Here is a 16,860-nt window from a genome sequence, read left to right as displayed (position 1 = left end):
CCGCGGCGTCCCTGTTTTTTTACACTTCGAGGTCGGCTAAATCGCCTTTCTCTTGCAGCCAGTTGCGGCGGTCTTCCGAGCGTTTCTTCGCCAGCAGCATGTCCATCACGCGTAGGGTTTGATCGACATCCTCATCGCTGATCGTCAATTGCACCAGACGACGCGTATTCGGATCAAGCGTGGTTTCGCGCAGCTGCAGCGGATTCATTTCACCCAAGCCCTTAAAACGCTGCACGTTCGGCTTACCTTTCTTGCGCTTCAACTGCTCCAGCACGCCCTCTTTCTCGTCTTCATCCAGGGCATAGTAGACTTCTTTGCCAAGATCGATGCGATAAAGCGGCGGCATCGCCACATAAACATGGCCGTGTTGCACCAACGTACGGAAATGCTTCACAAACAGCGCGCACAGCAGCGTGGCAATGTGCAGACCATCGGAGTCCGCATCCGCGAGGATACAGATTTTGCCGTAACGCAGCTGGCTCAGATCTTCGCTGTCAGGATCGATACCGATCGCCACTGAAATATCATGCACTTCCTGTGAGGCCAGCACTTCGTCCGAAGAGACTTCCCAGGTATTAAGGATCTTACCTTTCAGCGGCATGATCGCCTGATAATCACGATCGCGCGCTTGCTTGGCGGATCCGCCCGCAGAATCCCCTTCGACGAGGAACAGCTCGGTTTTGTTCAAATCTTGTGCGGTGCAGTCAGCCAGTTTGCCCGGCAGCGCCGGGCCGCTGGTGAGTTTTTTACGCACTACTTTCTTCGCGGCGCGCATGCGGCGCTGCGCGCTGGAGATTGCCAGCTCGGCCAGCATTTCAGCCGCCTGCACGTTTTGATTCAGCCACAGGCTGAAGGCATCTTTGACCACCGCTGAGACGAATGCCGCACACTGACGCGACGACAGGCGCTCTTTAGTCTGCCCGGCAAACTGTGGATCCTGCATCTTCACCGACAGCACGTACGCGCAGCGATCCCAGATATCTTCTGCCGACAGCTTCACGCCGCGCGGCAAAATATTGCGGTATTCGCAAAACTCGCGCATGGCATCCAGCAAGCCCTGACGCAAGCCGTTAACGTGCGTACCGCCTTGCATGGTTGGGATCAGGTTAACGTAGCTTTCTGTTAGCAGCTCTCCGCCTTCCGGCAGCCATAGCAGCGCCCAATCCACCGCTTCCACATCGCCAGCAAAACTGCCCACAAAGGGTTTTTCCGGCAGCGTGGGTAAGCCGTCAACCGCTTCACACAGGTAATCGGTCAGGCCATCCTGATACATCCAGGTTTGTTCGGTGTCATTGACCTTGTCTTTAAAAACAATTTCAACGCCCGGACACAGCACGGCTTTGGCTTTTAACAGATGTGATAAACGAGAAACCGAGAAACGCGGGCTATCAAAGAAGCTTTCATCTGGCCAGAAGTGCACGCTGGTACCGGTATTGCGTTTACCGACGGTGCCGGTAACCGTAAGATCCTGCACCTTGTCGCCATTTTCGAAGGCAATCTGGTAGATTTCGCCGTTACGTCGCACGGTAACTTCCACACGCTTCGACAAGGCGTTAACCACCGAGATCCCGACGCCGTGCAAGCCGCCTGAGAACTGATAGTTTTTGTTGGAGAATTTGCCGCCCGCATGCAGGCGACAAAGAATCAGCTCAACCGCTGGCACGCCTTCTTCCGGATGGATATCCACTGGCATGCCACGACCATCATCAATAACTTCCAGCGACTGGTCGGCATGAAGAATGACTTCCACGCGTTTAGCGTGACCGGCCAGCGCCTCATCGACGCTGTTATCGATCACCTCCTGGCCCAGGTGGTTCGGGCGCGTGGTATCGGTGTACATCCCCGGACGACGACGCACCGGTTCAAGGCCGGTCAGGACCTCAATGGCATCGGCATTATAGCTTGATTGGCTCATCGTAAATGTCTGATTAGCAATAGGAAAATGGCCCCACTTCGCAAGGTCACTGGGCGTTTAATCCCAGAAAATCAACGATCTGTGCGAAATGGCGTTCGAATCCGATATAGGCATGATTGCCGCCCTCTTCAACCGTCTGGCGGCATGCGCTGTAATACTCCAGCGCCTGGCGATAATCGAGTATTTCATCGCCGGTTTGTTGCAGCAGCCAGAGTAAATCGGGCGCTTCAAGAGGGTCAATCTGCATTACTTTCAGATCGTAAATGTGGCGAGACTCTAACACATATTGCTGGCCGGTGTAGGGATTACGGTTTTCGCCGAGGTAATCCACCAGCAGCTCAAACGGCCGTACGGCGGGATTAACCACCACCGCTGGCAACATAAAACACTGCGACAGCCAGGTAGCAAAATAGCCGCCCAGCGACGATCCCACCAATCCCAGCGGTTCACCGGCATATTGCATCACCAGATCTTCCAGCATGCTGGCGGCTTCAGACGGAAACGTCGGTAGTTGCGGCACCATCACATTAATATGCGGATGCTGTTCGTTGAGCCACTGCTGCAGCTGCGTGGCTTTCGCCGATTGCGGGGAACTGTTGAAGCCATGCAGATAGATCAGCGCCGCCATTGCTTAGTAGCCCTCGGAATCAAGATCGGGGCGGAACATGTCACTTTGCAGGCGGTTAACTTCGGTCTGCAGCGAGCCGTCGGGCTGCAAGGTAAGCCAACGCCAGCCCGGCGCCAGCGTATCAATGGTGAAGTTAGTGCAATGCGGTTTGAACTGGACGCAGGTTGATGGTGAAGCCATCACGCGGCGACCATGCCAGTCGAGATCGAGCTCCTGATGAATATGGCCGCACACCAGATTACGCGCGCGCGGGAAGTGCTGCAGTACCGCTTCCAGCTGATGCGGATTGCGCAAGCTGTGCTGATCTAACCAGGTACATCCGGAAGCCAGCGGATGATGATGCAGCAGTACCAAAGTGTGGCGTTCTGGGTATTTGCTGAGTGCGGTGTGTAGCCACTCCAGCTGGTATTCGCTCAACATGCCGTGTGGCACACCAAATACCTGGCTATCGAGCAGCACCAGTTGCCAGTGATCGCCCAAAAGAACGTGCTTGTCAGATTTGATGCCCGCGTCGGCCAGCGTATCCACCATTGCCGGCTGAAAATCGTGATTCCCCGGCAGCCAGACGCAAGGTTTTGGCAGACGATTAATGCCTGCTACAAAGTGTTGGTAAGCTTCGACGGTGTGATCCTGAGCGAGATCGCCAGTGGCGATAATCAGATCATACTGACGCTGTTGTACTTCAATAGCATCCAGTACCGCATCAAAACTCGACCAGGTATTTACCCCAAGCAGCGATTGATGTTTTCCGGCGAAAAGATGGGTATCCGTGATTTGTAAAATCCTGATATCAGACCCATCTTGCGCAGGAAGAGTTAGCAGGCTATCCAAAGCGTTTCCTTAATCTCCACGCCATCGTTGCGTTTTTTACGCTATCAGCAAACCGGTACTGCCACAGCGCCGTGCGCTAAGCAGTAACGCAACCAATCCGCAAGGAACTGGTTAATCTGATGTTTTTCATCGCGCTGATGCAGTTTTTTATTAGGATAATCATAGCGCGCTTTAAATCGGTAGATCTGTTTAGTGGAACACACTTCAGCGACCATCGCATCATGGTAGAGCCGCACCGACATAGAAGGCAGGCTCCAGTAACTCACTGCGGGCGCCACCTGACGCACTTCCACCAGCGTGGTGTAACGCGTTGATTCCTCAATGGTGAGCTGATAGCTGGCGCCATTCACCTGATAAATCACCGATGCGCCTGCCTCGTCTTTACGCGGCAGCAGGCGACGCAGCTGGGCGAAATTGGTTTCGCACAGGCGCATCATTTCGGGAAAGTCAGGGGTATAGCGCTGTTTCATTTTAGCTTCCACTCTTGTCGTAGTTTTTCATGGTGCAACGCCAGCCATTGCAAGGCGATGACAGATGCCGCGTTATCAATAATCCCCTCTTCCACCCAGCGATAAGCCTGTTCGCGGCTCACCACATGGACAAGAATATCCTCATTCTCTTCCTCCAGCCCGTGATTTCCCTCTGCCAGGCTGGCATCCACTTCGCCCACCAGCACCGATAAACGTTCAGACGTTCCGCCGGGGCTGGCTAAGTAATTCACTATCGGTTTGACGCGGCCAACCTTAAGGCCCGCCTCTTCTACCGCCTCACGTCGTGCGACATCTTCTGGTGTTTCGCCAGGTTCGATGATGCCAGCCACCATTTCCAGCAGCCAGGGCGTTGGGCTGGAATCGAAAGCGGGTATGCGGATCTGTTCGATCAGTACCACTTCATCACGCAAGGGATCATAGGGTAGCAGCACGGCGGCGTGTCCGCGCTCAAAAACTTCGCGCACCACTTCACCACTCATTTCGCCATTAAAACAACGGTGGCGGAAACGGTAGCTGACGATGGAAAAAAAACCATCGTAACGCGTTTCGCGTGCAATAATTTCTACATCGTTTTTTGTGAAAGTCACAGGGGATTTTTTTTCACTCGCCATCGTCTGATTCCTTATGCAGATTGGGATGGAGCAAAGAAAAGCCAAGTCTACCGCTCCGTCCGAGTGGTTCTTTTTGAATTATTTACGTAAATTAGGGGAAGAAGGCACGTTCAGCCAACTTATCTCTGACGCCGCCTCTGTAGAATCGGCGATTATTTTTTTGGCTTACCTGCAGCACTACCAGTGCATTTTGCTGCAACAAAAGGAATGCAAATGAAAAAACTGCTCCCACTTTTTATTGGGCTGACTCTGGGCGGATTCAGCCTTGCCAGCCAGGCAGAAAACCTGTTGCAGGTCTATCAGCAGGCGCGCCTTAGCAACCCCGATCTGCGATCTTCAGCCGCTAACCGCGACGCTGCATTTGAGAAAATCAATGAAGCGCGTAGTCCTTTATTGCCGCAGTTAGGCTTGGGCGCAGATTACACTTATAACAATGGCTACCGTGACAGCAGCGGACTTCATTCCAACACGACCAGCGCCTCTCTGCAATTAACTCAAACTATTTTCGATATGTCGAAATGGCGTGCGCTGTCGCTGCAGGAAAAACAGGCTGGTATTCAGGATGTTACCTATCAGGTTGCTCAGCAAGACCTGATTCTTAACACGGCGACTGCCTATTTTAACGTGTTAAAGGCAATCGACACGCTTTCTTACACCGAAGCACAGAAACAATCTATCTATCGCGAACTGGATCAAACCACTCAGCGCTTTAACGTGGGTTTGGTCGCGATTACTGACGTGCAAAACGCCCGTGCACAGTATGACACCGTGCTGGCTAACGAAGTGACCGCACGTAACAACCTCGATAATGCGGTGGAATCGCTGCGTCAGATTACCGGCATGGATTATCTGTCGCTGGCTTCATTGAATATCGATCGTTTCAAAACCGCGCGTCCAGATGCTGTGGCCAGCCTGCTGAAAGAAGCGGAAAGCCGCAACCTGACCTTGCTGTCTGCGCGTCTGAGCCAGGATCTGGCGCGTGAACAGATTCGTTCAGCCGAAACCGGCCACATGCCAACGCTGGATTTGACCGCCTCAACCGGTATGTCGAATAGCAAATATGGCGGCAGTCGCGCCAATCAGAGCGCTGGCAGCACCGATTCCATCACAGGTTCTAACCAGGTTGGCTTGAGCTTCACCATGCCACTTTACAGCGGCGGCTCGGTCACCTCGCAGGTGAAACAAGCGCAGTACAACTATGTCGCGGCCAGCGAACAGCTGGAAGGCGCGCATCGTAGTGCGGTTCAGACGGTACGTTCATCATTCAATAACGTGAATGCCTCTATCAGCAGCATTGATGCTTATAAGCAGGCCGTTGTCTCTGCACAAAGTTCACTGGATGCGATGGAAGCCGGGTATCAGGTCGGTACGCGTACCATCGTTGATGTGCTGGATGCGACAACCACGCTGTTCAATGCTAAACAGCAGCTTTCAGATGCGCGTTACAGCTATCTGATCAACCAGCTGAATATCAAATATGCGCTGGGTACGCTGAACGAGCAGGATCTGCAGCAGCTGAACAGCACGCTGGGCAAAGAGATCACCACGACTCCTGAAGTGGTGGCGCCGGAGAATAACCAGCAGGCCGCGCGTGTGGATAACGGTCCGAAAGCTTCATCGCCTTCAGCCGCCGCACAAGCCCGTCCAGCTGCCGCACGCAGCAGCGGAAATCCATTCGGTAATTAATTCCCCAGGGGGCCGTATGCGGCCCCTTTCGCATTCAATCGTATAGCTACGTAAAGATCCTTTCCCCATCTGGCTTCGCGCTTCATTTTCCACCGCTCATCCCCTATCCTTACCCCACCTTTGGGCACAGGATGAAAATAATGAAACGGACGAAAAATATTCGCCATGCCGCTTTTCGTAAAAGCTGGCAGGCACGCCACTTAACGCCAGTCGCCTTTGCCGTTAGCGCAGTGTTTATGCTGGCAGGCTGCGAGCAGAGTGACGAAACGGTGTCGCTCTATCAAAACGCGGATGATTGCGCCAAAGCCAATCCAGGCCAGAGCGCGCAATGTACCACTGCGTATAACAACGCACAGAAAGAAGCCGAACGTACCGCGCCAAAATACGCTACGCGCGAAGATTGTGTGGCTGAGTTTGGTGAAAACCAATGCCAGCAAACGCCTGCACAAGCGGGTGTAGGCACCACCGCAAACAATGCTGAAGCTCAGCAAAGCGGTAGCTTCTGGATGCCGTTGATGGCCGGTTACATGATGGGACGTATGATGAGCGGCGGTGCAGGGTTTGCCCAGCAGCCCCTATTCTCGCCAAAAAATCCGAACAGCCCGGCAAACGGTAAATTTGTTGATGCTGCGGGTAAAAACTACGGTAATGCCACATCGGGCCGCACCATCAACGTGCCGAAAACAGCAATGGCGCCGAAACCCGCGACCACTTCCACCATTACGCGTGGCGGCTTTGGTGACAGCGTGGCAAAACAAAACACCATGCAGCGCAGCAGTGCTTCTGGCACCGGCAGCCGCTCGCTGGGAGGCTAAGCCGCAGCATGCAACGTATTGCAATCCCCGAACGTCCAGACTGGCGTGAAAAAGCCGCGGAGTATGGTTTCCAGTTTCACACCATGTATGGCGAACCTTACTGGTGTGAAGATGCGTACTACCAATTCACGCTAGCGCAGGTTGAACAGCTTGAGGATACCACCGCCGAACTGCACCAGATGTGTTTGCAGGCGGTGGAAAAAGTGGTGAACAGTGACGAGCTGCTCACCCGTTTCTGTATTCCTAAGCACACCTGGGACTTTGTGCGTGATTCCTGGAAATTGCGCCAGCCTTCGCTCTATTCGCGCCTCGATCTGGCATGGGATGGCAAAGGTGACGCTAAGCTGCTGGAAAACAACGCGGATACACCAACCTCACTGTATGAAGCCGCCTTCTTTCAGTGGATTTGGCTGGAAGACCAGGTCAAAGCGGGCAATCTGCCGCAAGGCAGCGACCAGTTCAACAGCCTGCAAGAGAAGCTGATTGAGCGCTTCGCCACGCTGCATCAGCAGTTCGGTTTCAACTGGCTACACTTCTCCTGCTGCCGTGATACTGAGGAAGATCGCGCCACGGTGCAATATCTGCAGGACTGCGCCACTGAAGCCGGATTGCCGAGCGAATTTCTCTATATTGACGAGATTGGATTGGGTGAAAGAGGCCAGTTTACCGACGTAAACGATCAGGTCATCAGCAATCTGTTTAAGCTCTATCCGTGGGAATTCATGCTGCGCGAAGTGTTCTCTACCAAGCTGGCGGATGCGGGCGTGCGTTGGCTGGAGCCGGCCTGGAAAAGCATCATTTCCAATAAAGCGCTGTTACCGCTGCTGTGGGAAATGTTCCCTAATCATCCCAATTTGCTGCCCGCTTACTTTGCCGATGATAAGAACGCGCCGCAGCTGGATAAGTACGTGGTGAAACCGCTGTTTTCGCGCGAAGGTGCCAATATTCGTATCATTGAAAACGGTCAGGAGATCGCCCGCGCCGATGGTCCGTATGGCGAAGAAGGCATGATTATCCAGCAGTTCTATCAGCTACCGAAATTCGGTGATAGCTATACCTTGATCGGTAGCTGGCTGATTGACGATCAACCTGCGGGCATCGGCTTACGCGAAGATCGTGCCTTGATCACGCAGGATCTGTCGCGCTTCTATCCGCATACCTTCATCGAATAAAAGCTGTGCCGCCCGCACTCTTCGGGCGGCCTTGCGCATTAGCCAATCTGCACTGACATCATGCTGATCGCCCCCAACTCCATCCCTTCCACAGGAATGCTGATCGCTTCATCAGCGGCACGCGCGCCAAGAATATAGAGCAGCGGTAGATAGTGTTCAGGCGTTGGGTTCGAAAGCTGTGCATCCGGATGCTGCATAAAGTTCACCAATGGGTGATCTGCTGCCTCACCGTGGAAATCCAGATTCTCACGTACAAACTGATTAAAGCTCTCCGCCCACGGATACGCAGTTTCTGCGCCTTGCCAGCGCAGCATACGCAGATTGTGCACCACGTTACCGCTGGCCACGATCATCACATCCTCATCTCGTAATGACGCCAGCTTTTGCCCCAAGGCGTAGTGCCATTCAGCAGGTTTAGTGCCGTCGATACTCAGTTGCACCACTGGGATGTCGGCATCGGGATACATTTTTGCCAGCACGCCCCAGGAACCATGATCAAAACCCCACTCCTGATCGGCATGAACGCCGATCGGATCCAGTAAATTCATCACTTGCTGAGCCAGTTCTGGCGATCCCGGCGCGGGATAGCGCACATCAAATAGCGCCTGCGGAAAACCACCAAAATCATGGATAGTGCGCGGATTATTCATCGCCGTCACCGCCGTGCCGCGTGTGTACCAGTGCGCCGAAACCGCGAGAATCGCACGTGGACGCGGCAAGGTTGCGCCCAATTGCTGCCAGGTTTGGGTATAACGATTATCTTCCAGTACGTTCATCGGGCTGCCGTGACCAAGGAACAGCGCAGGCATGCGTGTAGTGCTCATGATTAATCCTCTGACGGAGTGTCGCTTTGTTAACCGCTACGATACGCGCTTTCACCAGGGGATTAACGCTGATAAGTATGATGGTCTCTGTCAGATAATTTGAATGATATAGGGCGGATAAATTCGACACAGGTTAGGTCTTAATATTGCACGCGAGCCTTTTAGATATCAGTGATATAGCCCGCACCTAAGACCGAGCGAGACCAGTCTTGTTACATCCAATCAATCTACTTCTTAAACTCCCCTCGGTTTTAGAAAGATGAGTTGGAATTTATGTTAATTCAGGGAGCAATATTGTGCCTGGCGATGAATATCTACCATGAAGCGCGTGGCGAACCGATTAAAGGACAAATAGCCGTTGGTACGGTGACCATGAACCGGGCCAATTGGGATGTCAAAGAGATCTGTCCTGTGGTGTATGCACCTAAGCAGTTCTCCTGGACGTCTCTCAAAAAGCATCCTTATCGTTATCCACCACATGAAGATAAAAGCTGGCAACGCGCCAGAAAGCTGGCACAGAAGATTGTTGAAGGGGAATTACAGGACGTAACGAAAGGCGCGACCTTTTTCCATGCACATCATGCTAAACCGGCCTGGCGTCATACCTTTCAGCGTACAGTAGTAATTGGCAATCACGTGTTTTACGCCAATCGTTAAAACAAAAAAAAGAGGCCAGATAGATATCTATCCGGCCTCTTTCTTCTGTATTAATTCAGTTAACTGGCGTGACGCGTTTCTCGCTGACGGCGATATGCCACCAAATCTTCAATGGTGACGACCGGCATATCGTGTTGCTTTGCAAACACGATCGCTTCTGGCGCGTGCGCCATGCTGCCATCATCATTGGTCAATTCGCACAATACCCCTGCAGGTTTAAATCCCGCCAGCGTCACCAGATCGATAGTCGCTTCGGTGTGTCCACCACGCGACAGAACGCCGCCTTCACGCGCACGCAGCGGAAACACATGGCCCGGACGGTTAAGGTCTGAAGGCTTCGCGCCATCAGCCACCGCAGCGCGAATCGTGGTGATGCGATCGGCAGCAGAAACGCCGGTGGTCACACCGCTTGCAGCTTCAATTGTCACCGTGAAACCGGTGCCGTAAGCGCTGGTGTTAGTTTCCACCATCATTGGCAGCTCAAGCTGCTGACGGCGCTCTTCGGTGATGCAGAGGCACACAATACCGCTGCCGTGACGGATGGTTAATGCCATCTGTTCAACGGTCATGGTTTCTGCCGGGAAGATCATGTCACCTTCGTTTTCACGATTTTCATCGTCGAGCACCATTACACCGCGGCCGTTGCGCAGCGCATCAATGGCGCGCTCTACACGCTGTTCAGGCGTGCCAAATTCAGAAAGAAGCGTCTGATTCATGGTAAAAAAACCTTATAAAATATGAGTTACCAGAACCAGGGCGTGCTTAGGAGTGCGTACAAAACACATGGCAAAAACGTGACGCGGGCAAAGCCCGGCTGATGTCGTTACCCTCTCCCATCCGGACTCTAACCGTCGGCTCCGGAATTACACCGGATCTGCTGACCTCTCACATTACTGTGAGAGCGCTCGCGGGCTTTCAGCGAGAGCTGATTTACCGCCGGTGGGGAATTTCGCCCCGCCCTGAGAATAAGCGAACAAACTATAACGCCAATCATCTGGTCGGGCAATCGACAAAAGTGCAAATGCTTTTGCATTTCCTGCGTTGCGGATTTCAGGTTTAACCTTTTCGTTTCAGGCATTACACTTAATAGCTATTGAGTCCGAACACGCGCAGCTATCGGCCACCGTAACCAGGAAATAATCATGATCGACACGAAAAAAATTGAACAACTGGCTCGCCAGGTACATGAAGCGATGCCGAAAGGGATTCGCGATTTTGGCGATGATGTCGAAAAGAAAATCCGTCAGGTATTGCAGGCGCAGTTGACGCGCATGGACCTGGTTAATCGTGAAGAGTTTGATGTGCAGACGCAGGTACTGCTGCGCACGCGCGAGAAATTAGCTGCGCTGGAACAGCGCCTGGCGAAGTTAGAAAGTGAAAGTCCAGCGGCACCCGCGCCGGCGATCATCACGCCAGATCCCGCTGGGAAAATTGATACTCCGCAGTAAGCTAATGGGCGGGAGTTTTCCTCCCGCCCATTCACACTTAATGACTGCGAATCGTTTTGATGATGTTGCTGGTTGAGATGCCATCTTCGAAGTTCAATACGCGCACGTCACCACCGTTCGCCCACACTTCTTTGCTACCCGCGATATCTTCCGGCTTGTAGTCGCCGCCTTTTACCAGCAGATCTGGCAGCACTCCCGCAATCAGACGCTGTGGCGTATCCTCTTCAAACAGCACCACCCAATCCACCGCTTCCAGCGCACCCAGCACAATCATACGGTTTTCTTGCGGATTGACCGGACGCGTTTCGCCTTTCAGACGCTTCGTCGAGGCATCACTATTAACGGCCACAATCAGGCGATCGCCCAGCTTGCGCGCATTCGCCAGATAAGAAACATGGCCAGCGTGCAGGATGTCGAACACGCCGTTGGTCATTACCACTTTCTCACCACGCTGACGCGCCAGCGCAACAGCGGCTTTCAGCTCCGCTTCGGTCATCACACCAAATCCCGTTTCCGGACGGGCGTGAATGGCATTTTCCAGCTCAACAGTGCTGACAGTGGAAGTACCGAGCTTCCCGACGACGACGCCAGCCGCAGCATTCGCCAGGAAACAGGCTTCTTCCAGGCTGTCGCCAGCCGCCAGCACTGCGGCTAGCACGCCAATCACCGTATCGCCCGCACCGGTCACGTCATACACTTCCTGCGCCTGCGTAGGCAGATGCAGCGGCGCTTTGCCCGGCTGCAGCAGCGTCATACCGTTTTCAGAACGGGTTACCAGCAGCGCGGAAAGCTCATAATCAGCGATTAACTGCATGCCACGACTGACAATCTCTTCCACGCTTTTGCATTTACCCACAACCGCTTCGAATTCAGACAAATTCGGCGTCAGCAGCGTTGCACCGCGATAACGTTCAAAATCCGTGCCTTTAGGATCAATCAACACCGGCACATTAGCTTCACGCGCTAATTGAATCATGGTCTGCACGCTGTTCAGCGCGCCTTTGGCGTAGTCAGACAGCACCAGCGCACCCGCTTGCGTCAGCGATTGACGCATACGATCGTGAATCGGCTGCGGATCAATCTCCTCAAAACCCTCTTCGAAATCGAGGCGAATCAGCTGCTGATTGCGCGAAAGCACGCGCAATTTGGTGATGGTTGGATGGCTTTGTACCGCCACAAAATCACAGTCGACGTTGACCTTTTGCAGGGTTTCGCTCAACACGCGCGCGGCATCATCGGCGCCGGTCAAGCCAATCAGCCGTGATGCTGCACCGAGCGCAGCAATGTTCATGGCGACGTTTGCCGCGCCGCCTGGACGCTCTTCAATGGTATCCACTTTCACCACCGGCACCGGCGCTTCCGGGGAAATACGGCTGGTTGGGCCATACCAATAGCGATCTAACATCACATCGCCGACGACCAGCACAGTGGCCTTGCCAAAAGTGGGCAGTGTTACTTTCATTCAGAGACTCCAACACGGTCAAAATAATGCGCGGGATATTACCACATAAGCCATCAGGCTCACTGTTCCGCGCTGTCAGATTGGATACCGCTTAACCAACGCTGCCAACTGTTGTTGACCACCGCGCGTTCAGCGACAAAGGCTTCAGGCGCCACATGGCCCGGTAATTCCTGCAATGCCAGATGGTGCAGCGCATCACGCAGCGTGACGTACGCATGCGTCAAAGCCTGCGCCTCTTCATCCGGCATAATGCCATGACGCGCCATCAATTCGAAAATGCGGACATTATCCGACCAACGCGTCAACGCTGGCTGATCGGCCGCGTAGCTTAAGACAAGGTATTGCGCGATGAATTCAATGTCGGTGATACCGCCCTCATCGGTCTTAATTTCCCAGCGACCTTTCTGTTTGTTGCTGAGATGCGCCCGCATTTTTTCGCGCATTTCACGCACTTCTTTTTGCAACGTCTCAACGTCTCGCGGCAGGCAAAGAACGTTACGGCGGATTTCATCAAAGCGTTCACAGAGCGCAGGTTCGCCAAACACGATGCGCGCGCGCACCAGCGCCTGATGTTCCCAGGTCCATGCTTCGCTGCGCTGGTATTCGTTGAAAGCGGAAAAAGTACTGACCAGCATGCCCGCCGCACCAGAAGGACGCAGACGCGCATCCACTTCATACAAAATGCCGGACGACGTGCGCGTGCTAAACAGATGCATTACACGCTGCGCCAGGCGCAGATAGAACTGGCGACCATCAATGACGCGCTCGCCATCGGTTTCCGCATCATCCGGACAATCATGCAGGAACACCAAATCAAGGTCAGAGCTGTAACCCAGCTCCCAACCACCCAGCTTGCCATAACCGACAACCGCAAAACCGCGCTCACTGTCGCTAGTCAAATGCGATGGACGACCATATCGCTGCACCATCATCTGCCAGGCTTGCTGCACCACGGATTCAATAATCGCTTCTGCCAGCCAGGTTAAGTGATCGCTCACTTTCATTACGGGTAGCGTTTCAGCAATATCGGCAGCGGCGATGCGCAAATGCTGCGCCTGTTTAAACTGGCGCAATGCTTCCAACTGCTGCTCTTCGTCATCGGTGGGAATACGCAGCAGATATTGGCGCAGTTCGTCGCGGTAAGCGTCGGTTGCGGTAGGTTGATACAGCGTTGCGGGATCGAGTAACTCATCCAGCAGCAGCGGATAGCGCGCCAATTGGCTGGCAACCATTGGTGACGCGGCACACAGACGAATCAGATGACGCAGCGCGCCATGATATTCGGTGAGTAATTCCAGATAAGTGCTGCGCGTCAGCACGCCCAGCAACAACGGCGTCAGACGATTCAGCAGCACATCGGCATCTTCGCGCGGACAAACTTCACAGAGCAGACGCGGCATCAACTGGTCGAGCGCCAGACGACCGCGCGGACCAATAGTACGGCGGCTCACATCCTGGCGGAAGTTGTTCAACGCGATGTAAAGCGCGTGACGCTGCGCATCGTCCAATTGCGGTACCACCGGGATGAGATCGCCCTCTTCCAGCGCGTCCTGCCACAGCCCGGCAAACTCAGCCAACTGCGGCTGATCGTCGACATCCGGTGCATCGTCGCCAATCAGCTCGTCAAAGATGGCGCGCACACCGGCCATTTGCAGCTCAAGCTGCGCCATCAGTGCGTTCCAGTCTGCCGCGCCCATCGCCCAGGCTAAGCGCTGGCGGTCGAGCTCGTTCTCTGGCAGCGTTTGCGTTTGCTCGTCATTAATGCTTTGCAGCAGGTTTTCCAGCCGACGCAGGAACAAATAGGCTTCACGTAGATGATCGACCTGTTTCTGACTTAACAAAGCCAGCTCACCAATCGCTTTGAGCGTAGGGAGCAAGGAGCGCAATTGTAGTGAGCGCTCACGTCCACCGCGAATCAGCTGGAACACCTGCACAATGAATTCCGTTTCACGAATGCCACCGGCGCCGAGCTTAATATTGTCTTTCAAGCCGCGTCGACGCACCTCGCGCGCGATCATGCCCTTCATGTTACGCAGCGATTGAATCACGCTGAAATCGATATAGCGGCGATAGACGAACGGCCGCAGCATTTGCTGCAATTCCTGGCTCCAGTGGCCATGATCGTCGCCCATCAGCCGGGCTTTGACCATCGCATAGCGTTCCCAGTCGCGGCCTTGCTCCTGATAATAATCTTCCAGTGCCGCGAAACTCAGCACCAGCGGACCGCTATCACCAAACGGACGCAGACGCATGTCCACGCGATAGACAAATCCATCCACCGTTGGTTGATCGAGCACTTTGATCAGCCGCTGCCCCATGCGCGTGAAGAATTGCGCATTGTCGAGCTCGCGCCGTCCACCTTGGGTTACGCCGTTTTCCGGCCAGGCAAAAATCAGATCGATATCAGAAGAGAAGTTGAGTTCACAGCCGCCGAGTTTACCCATGCCGAGAATCAGCATCGGCTGGGCTTCACCAGCTTCATTGCATGGCGTACCAAAGTCGCGGCTGCAATCCTGCCAAACCCAGTCGCGCGCGGCAGCGATGAGGATTTCCGCCAGCGTGCTGAGTTGCTGCAAACTTTGTTCGGTAGTGGCGTGTTGCAGCGCCTGCATCCAGGCGATGCGCACCAGCATATGACGACGGAACAAACGCAGTTCACGCATCAGGGAGGTTTCATTTTCAACCGAGTGCAGCACGTCATTCAGCCAGCGGGCATAGTGCTGCCACTCATCTGGCTCAGGCGCTTGCTGTTGCAGATGCTGCCACCATTCGGGATGCTGCTGCAGGTTATCGAGGATAAAGTCACTAAAGGTCAGCGCACCCGCCTGTTCTGGCGTGAACGCTGAGGATGGCAAATTAAGTCGCTCTGCCACATTAGCTAACTGCGCCTGCATGAGCGCCGGTAACGGTAACAACATCTTCTCTCCCTGATTGGATTTTTCGTTAGCGTTTGATTCCGCTATTGAGCCAGAAAGGTGCGGGGCGCACGGCCAGGTTAACCAGATGCATTAAGCCACGTTCCTGCTTCTCTCGAATCGCATGCTGTAACTCCAGCCAACCGTCCAGCCAAACATTCACCTCTTCGGCCGGATAAGCACCCGCCAGCAGGTTCACCGCCAACAGCTGGCGATTCAGGCGCGTCGCTTTATCCTGGAACTCATTAAACAGTTGTACATCAACGAATGTTTCTCTGAGATCGGCGGCAATACGACTTAGCATAATATCGCTGAAGCGCTTGAACGATCCCTGCAGCTTGCTTTTGCTCTTGTCGTCGAGCCATTTTTGCCACTGCGACCCGACCAGCCAGTGAGTAAGTGCTAACTGAGCCTCAACCGAAGTTAACGAAAAGCAGGTAGCTTCAGCATTGTTCTCATCATCGGCCAGCAACTCTTCCTGACGGGTTAATTTCTGGCGCAGATCGCTGCTGGCTTTGCGTGGCACCAACGCACCAAACAGTGAGAACGCCTGACGCAGCGTTTCCAGCGCATCAATTACCGCTGCTTTGGCATCTTTATTACCACGCAGCCACACTTCTTCGTGATATTGCCAATGATTCAGTGCCGCAGTCATTGCGTTGATCATGCCCTGCTCAACCGACGCTTTCGCGGCGATTTTCTGCAATGGCAACGTACGGATGGGGCGCGGTAAGTTACCCTGCGCCAACTGATAGCCGCGCGCGGCTTTGCTCAGGCTGCCGAGACGTAATCCGCCCATCGTAACCAGCGCTTCAGCGAACTTCAGCATGTCATCGCGTTGACCACTTTTAAGCTCCAGCTCGACTTCATAAAGCGGTTCGCTGAATTCACCGGCAGCGACTTCGCCGCGGTCAAACGCCACTTCAATTTCGCTGTCGCCAAATTGCACCAACCAGGCTTCGCGCTGGAAATGAGTGCTGAACAGCGGCTGTAGGCGCGATTGCAGTGCAGCAATATCGGTGCCCTGCGGCCAAATCTCGGCTGGCAGGCGCGCGATATCCAGCTGCGGCTCCGTGAGATCAACATTGTATTCCGGACGCTGATGCAGACCGCCAACGGTTTTACCGGCCGCTTTCAGCGTCATTTCATAGCGTTGATCAACGCCACGAATGCGCAGGCCCATGTCCCAGCGACGCAGTTGGTTGTCGTCGGTTTCATAATAGATATTGGTCAGCTCGCGCGCGGCGAAGTGCTGATGTGGCCACGCGGCAAGCTTTTCCGCCAGTTTTTCGGCGGCTTGCGGTGTAGCAATGAACTTTAATTCGATTTCGATGGTCATAATTTTTTATTCAATACGCTGCTGGCACTTACGAGTTTAATCTGGCGAAGAGTAATGCACCGGAAG

Annotated in this window: 15 protein-coding genes and 1 riboswitch; of the genes, 5 read left to right on the top strand and 10 right to left on the bottom strand. The window is 54.0% G+C overall.

Annotation, left to right across the window (positions count from 1 at the left end):
- Positions 1-19: 19 nt before the first annotated feature.
- Genes parE through nudF form a run of 5 tightly spaced genes read right to left on the bottom strand, consistent with a single transcriptional unit; the run spans position 20 to position 4,476 of the window.
- Positions 20-1,915 carry a DNA topoisomerase IV subunit B gene (gene parE / locus IB226_RS15620; protein ID WP_110867305.1) on the bottom strand — a complete coding sequence of 632 codons (1,896 nt, stop codon included), beginning with the start codon at positions 1,913-1,915 and terminating at the stop codon, positions 20-22.
- A 46-nt stretch (positions 1,916-1,961) separates the two neighbouring features.
- Positions 1,962-2,543 carry an esterase YqiA gene (yqiA, locus tag IB226_RS15615; protein WP_101762998.1) on the bottom strand — a complete coding sequence of 194 codons (582 nt, stop codon included), beginning with the start codon at positions 2,541-2,543 and terminating at the stop codon, positions 1,962-1,964.
- Between the two features lie 3 nt (positions 2,544-2,546).
- Complete coding sequence (cpdA, locus tag IB226_RS15610; protein ID WP_192236279.1) at positions 2,547-3,374, bottom strand: 3',5'-cyclic-AMP phosphodiesterase; 828 nt, start codon at positions 3,372-3,374, stop codon at positions 2,547-2,549.
- A gap of 44 nt (positions 3,375-3,418) precedes the next feature.
- Positions 3,419-3,844 carry a DUF1249 family protein gene (locus IB226_RS15605; protein WP_192236277.1) on the bottom strand — a complete coding sequence of 142 codons (426 nt, stop codon included), beginning with the start codon at positions 3,842-3,844 and terminating at the stop codon, positions 3,419-3,421.
- Positions 3,841-4,476 carry an ADP-ribose diphosphatase gene (gene nudF / locus IB226_RS15600; RefSeq protein WP_192236275.1) on the bottom strand — a complete coding sequence of 212 codons (636 nt, stop codon included), beginning with the start codon at positions 4,474-4,476 and terminating at the stop codon, positions 3,841-3,843. The genes IB226_RS15605 and nudF overlap by 4 nt, the downstream gene beginning before the upstream one ends.
- A 213-nt stretch (positions 4,477-4,689) precedes the next feature.
- Between nudF and tolC the strand changes: the two genes are divergently transcribed.
- The 3 genes from tolC to IB226_RS15585 all read left to right on the top strand — a co-directional run bounded on the left by tolC (position 4,690) and on the right by IB226_RS15585 (position 8,149).
- Positions 4,690-6,162 carry an outer membrane channel protein TolC gene (gene tolC / locus IB226_RS15595; protein WP_192236273.1) on the top strand — a complete coding sequence of 491 codons (1,473 nt, stop codon included), beginning with the start codon at positions 4,690-4,692 and terminating at the stop codon, positions 6,160-6,162.
- 140 nt (positions 6,163-6,302) lie between these two features.
- Positions 6,303-6,977, top strand: coding sequence for a DUF1190 family protein (locus IB226_RS15590; RefSeq protein WP_061720467.1), 675 nt, complete (start codon positions 6,303-6,305; stop codon positions 6,975-6,977).
- 8 nt (positions 6,978-6,985) lie between these two features.
- The gene (locus IB226_RS15585; protein WP_101762994.1) at positions 6,986-8,149 is read left to right on the top strand and encodes a glutathionylspermidine synthase family protein; all 1,164 of its coding nucleotides are present in this window, start codon (positions 6,986-6,988) and stop codon (positions 8,147-8,149) included.
- Between the two features lie 38 nt (positions 8,150-8,187).
- On the opposite strand, the gene ygiD is transcribed toward IB226_RS15585, so the two are convergent.
- Positions 8,188-8,973, bottom strand: a complete 786-nt coding sequence (gene ygiD / locus IB226_RS15580) for a 4,5-DOPA dioxygenase extradiol (RefSeq protein ID WP_192236271.1) — start codon at positions 8,971-8,973, stop codon at positions 8,188-8,190.
- 273 nt (positions 8,974-9,246) lie between these two features.
- Between ygiD and IB226_RS15575 the strand changes: the two genes are divergently transcribed.
- The gene (locus tag IB226_RS15575; RefSeq protein ID WP_110867311.1) at positions 9,247-9,630 is read left to right on the top strand and encodes a cell wall hydrolase; all 384 of its coding nucleotides are present in this window, start codon (positions 9,247-9,249) and stop codon (positions 9,628-9,630) included.
- 59 nt (positions 9,631-9,689) lie between these two features.
- Here IB226_RS15575 and ribB read toward each other — a convergent pair whose 3' ends face one another.
- Complete coding sequence (gene ribB, locus IB226_RS15570) at positions 9,690-10,346, bottom strand: 3,4-dihydroxy-2-butanone-4-phosphate synthase (protein WP_008103416.1); 657 nt, start codon at positions 10,344-10,346, stop codon at positions 9,690-9,692.
- A 105-nt stretch (positions 10,347-10,451) separates the two neighbouring features.
- Positions 10,452-10,601, bottom strand: a riboswitch (FMN riboswitch).
- Between the two features lie 171 nt (positions 10,602-10,772).
- Between ribB and IB226_RS15565 the strand changes: the two genes are divergently transcribed.
- The gene (locus IB226_RS15565; RefSeq protein WP_008103418.1) at positions 10,773-11,078 is read left to right on the top strand and encodes an accessory factor UbiK family protein; all 306 of its coding nucleotides are present in this window, start codon (positions 10,773-10,775) and stop codon (positions 11,076-11,078) included.
- A 37-nt stretch (positions 11,079-11,115) separates the two neighbouring features.
- Here the strand turns inward: IB226_RS15565 and hldE are convergent, their stop codons facing one another.
- The 3 genes from hldE to IB226_RS15550 are packed head-to-tail and all read right to left on the bottom strand — an operon-like array spanning position 11,116 to position 16,794.
- Complete coding sequence (gene hldE, locus IB226_RS15560) at positions 11,116-12,540, bottom strand: bifunctional D-glycero-beta-D-manno-heptose-7-phosphate kinase/D-glycero-beta-D-manno-heptose 1-phosphate adenylyltransferase HldE (protein ID WP_101762991.1); 1,425 nt, start codon at positions 12,538-12,540, stop codon at positions 11,116-11,118.
- Between the two features lie 59 nt (positions 12,541-12,599).
- The gene (gene glnE, locus IB226_RS15555) at positions 12,600-15,458 is read right to left on the bottom strand and encodes a bifunctional [glutamate--ammonia ligase]-adenylyl-L-tyrosine phosphorylase/[glutamate--ammonia-ligase] adenylyltransferase (RefSeq protein WP_192236269.1); all 2,859 of its coding nucleotides are present in this window, start codon (positions 15,456-15,458) and stop codon (positions 12,600-12,602) included.
- Positions 15,459-15,483: 25 nt separating this feature from the next.
- Positions 15,484-16,794 (bottom strand): inorganic triphosphatase, encoded by a 1,311-nt coding sequence (locus tag IB226_RS15550; RefSeq protein WP_192236267.1) that lies wholly within the window; start codon positions 16,792-16,794, stop codon positions 15,484-15,486.
- Positions 16,795-16,860: the final 66 nt, after the last annotated feature.

The sequence above is a fragment of the Pantoea sp. PNT03 genome (assembly GCF_014852515.1).
In the GTDB taxonomy this organism is placed as follows: Bacteria; Pseudomonadota; Gammaproteobacteria; order Enterobacterales; family Enterobacteriaceae; genus Pantoea; species Pantoea leporis.
Note: the sequence above shows the minus strand (reverse complement) of the source record. Positions and strands in the feature narration are given on the sequence as shown.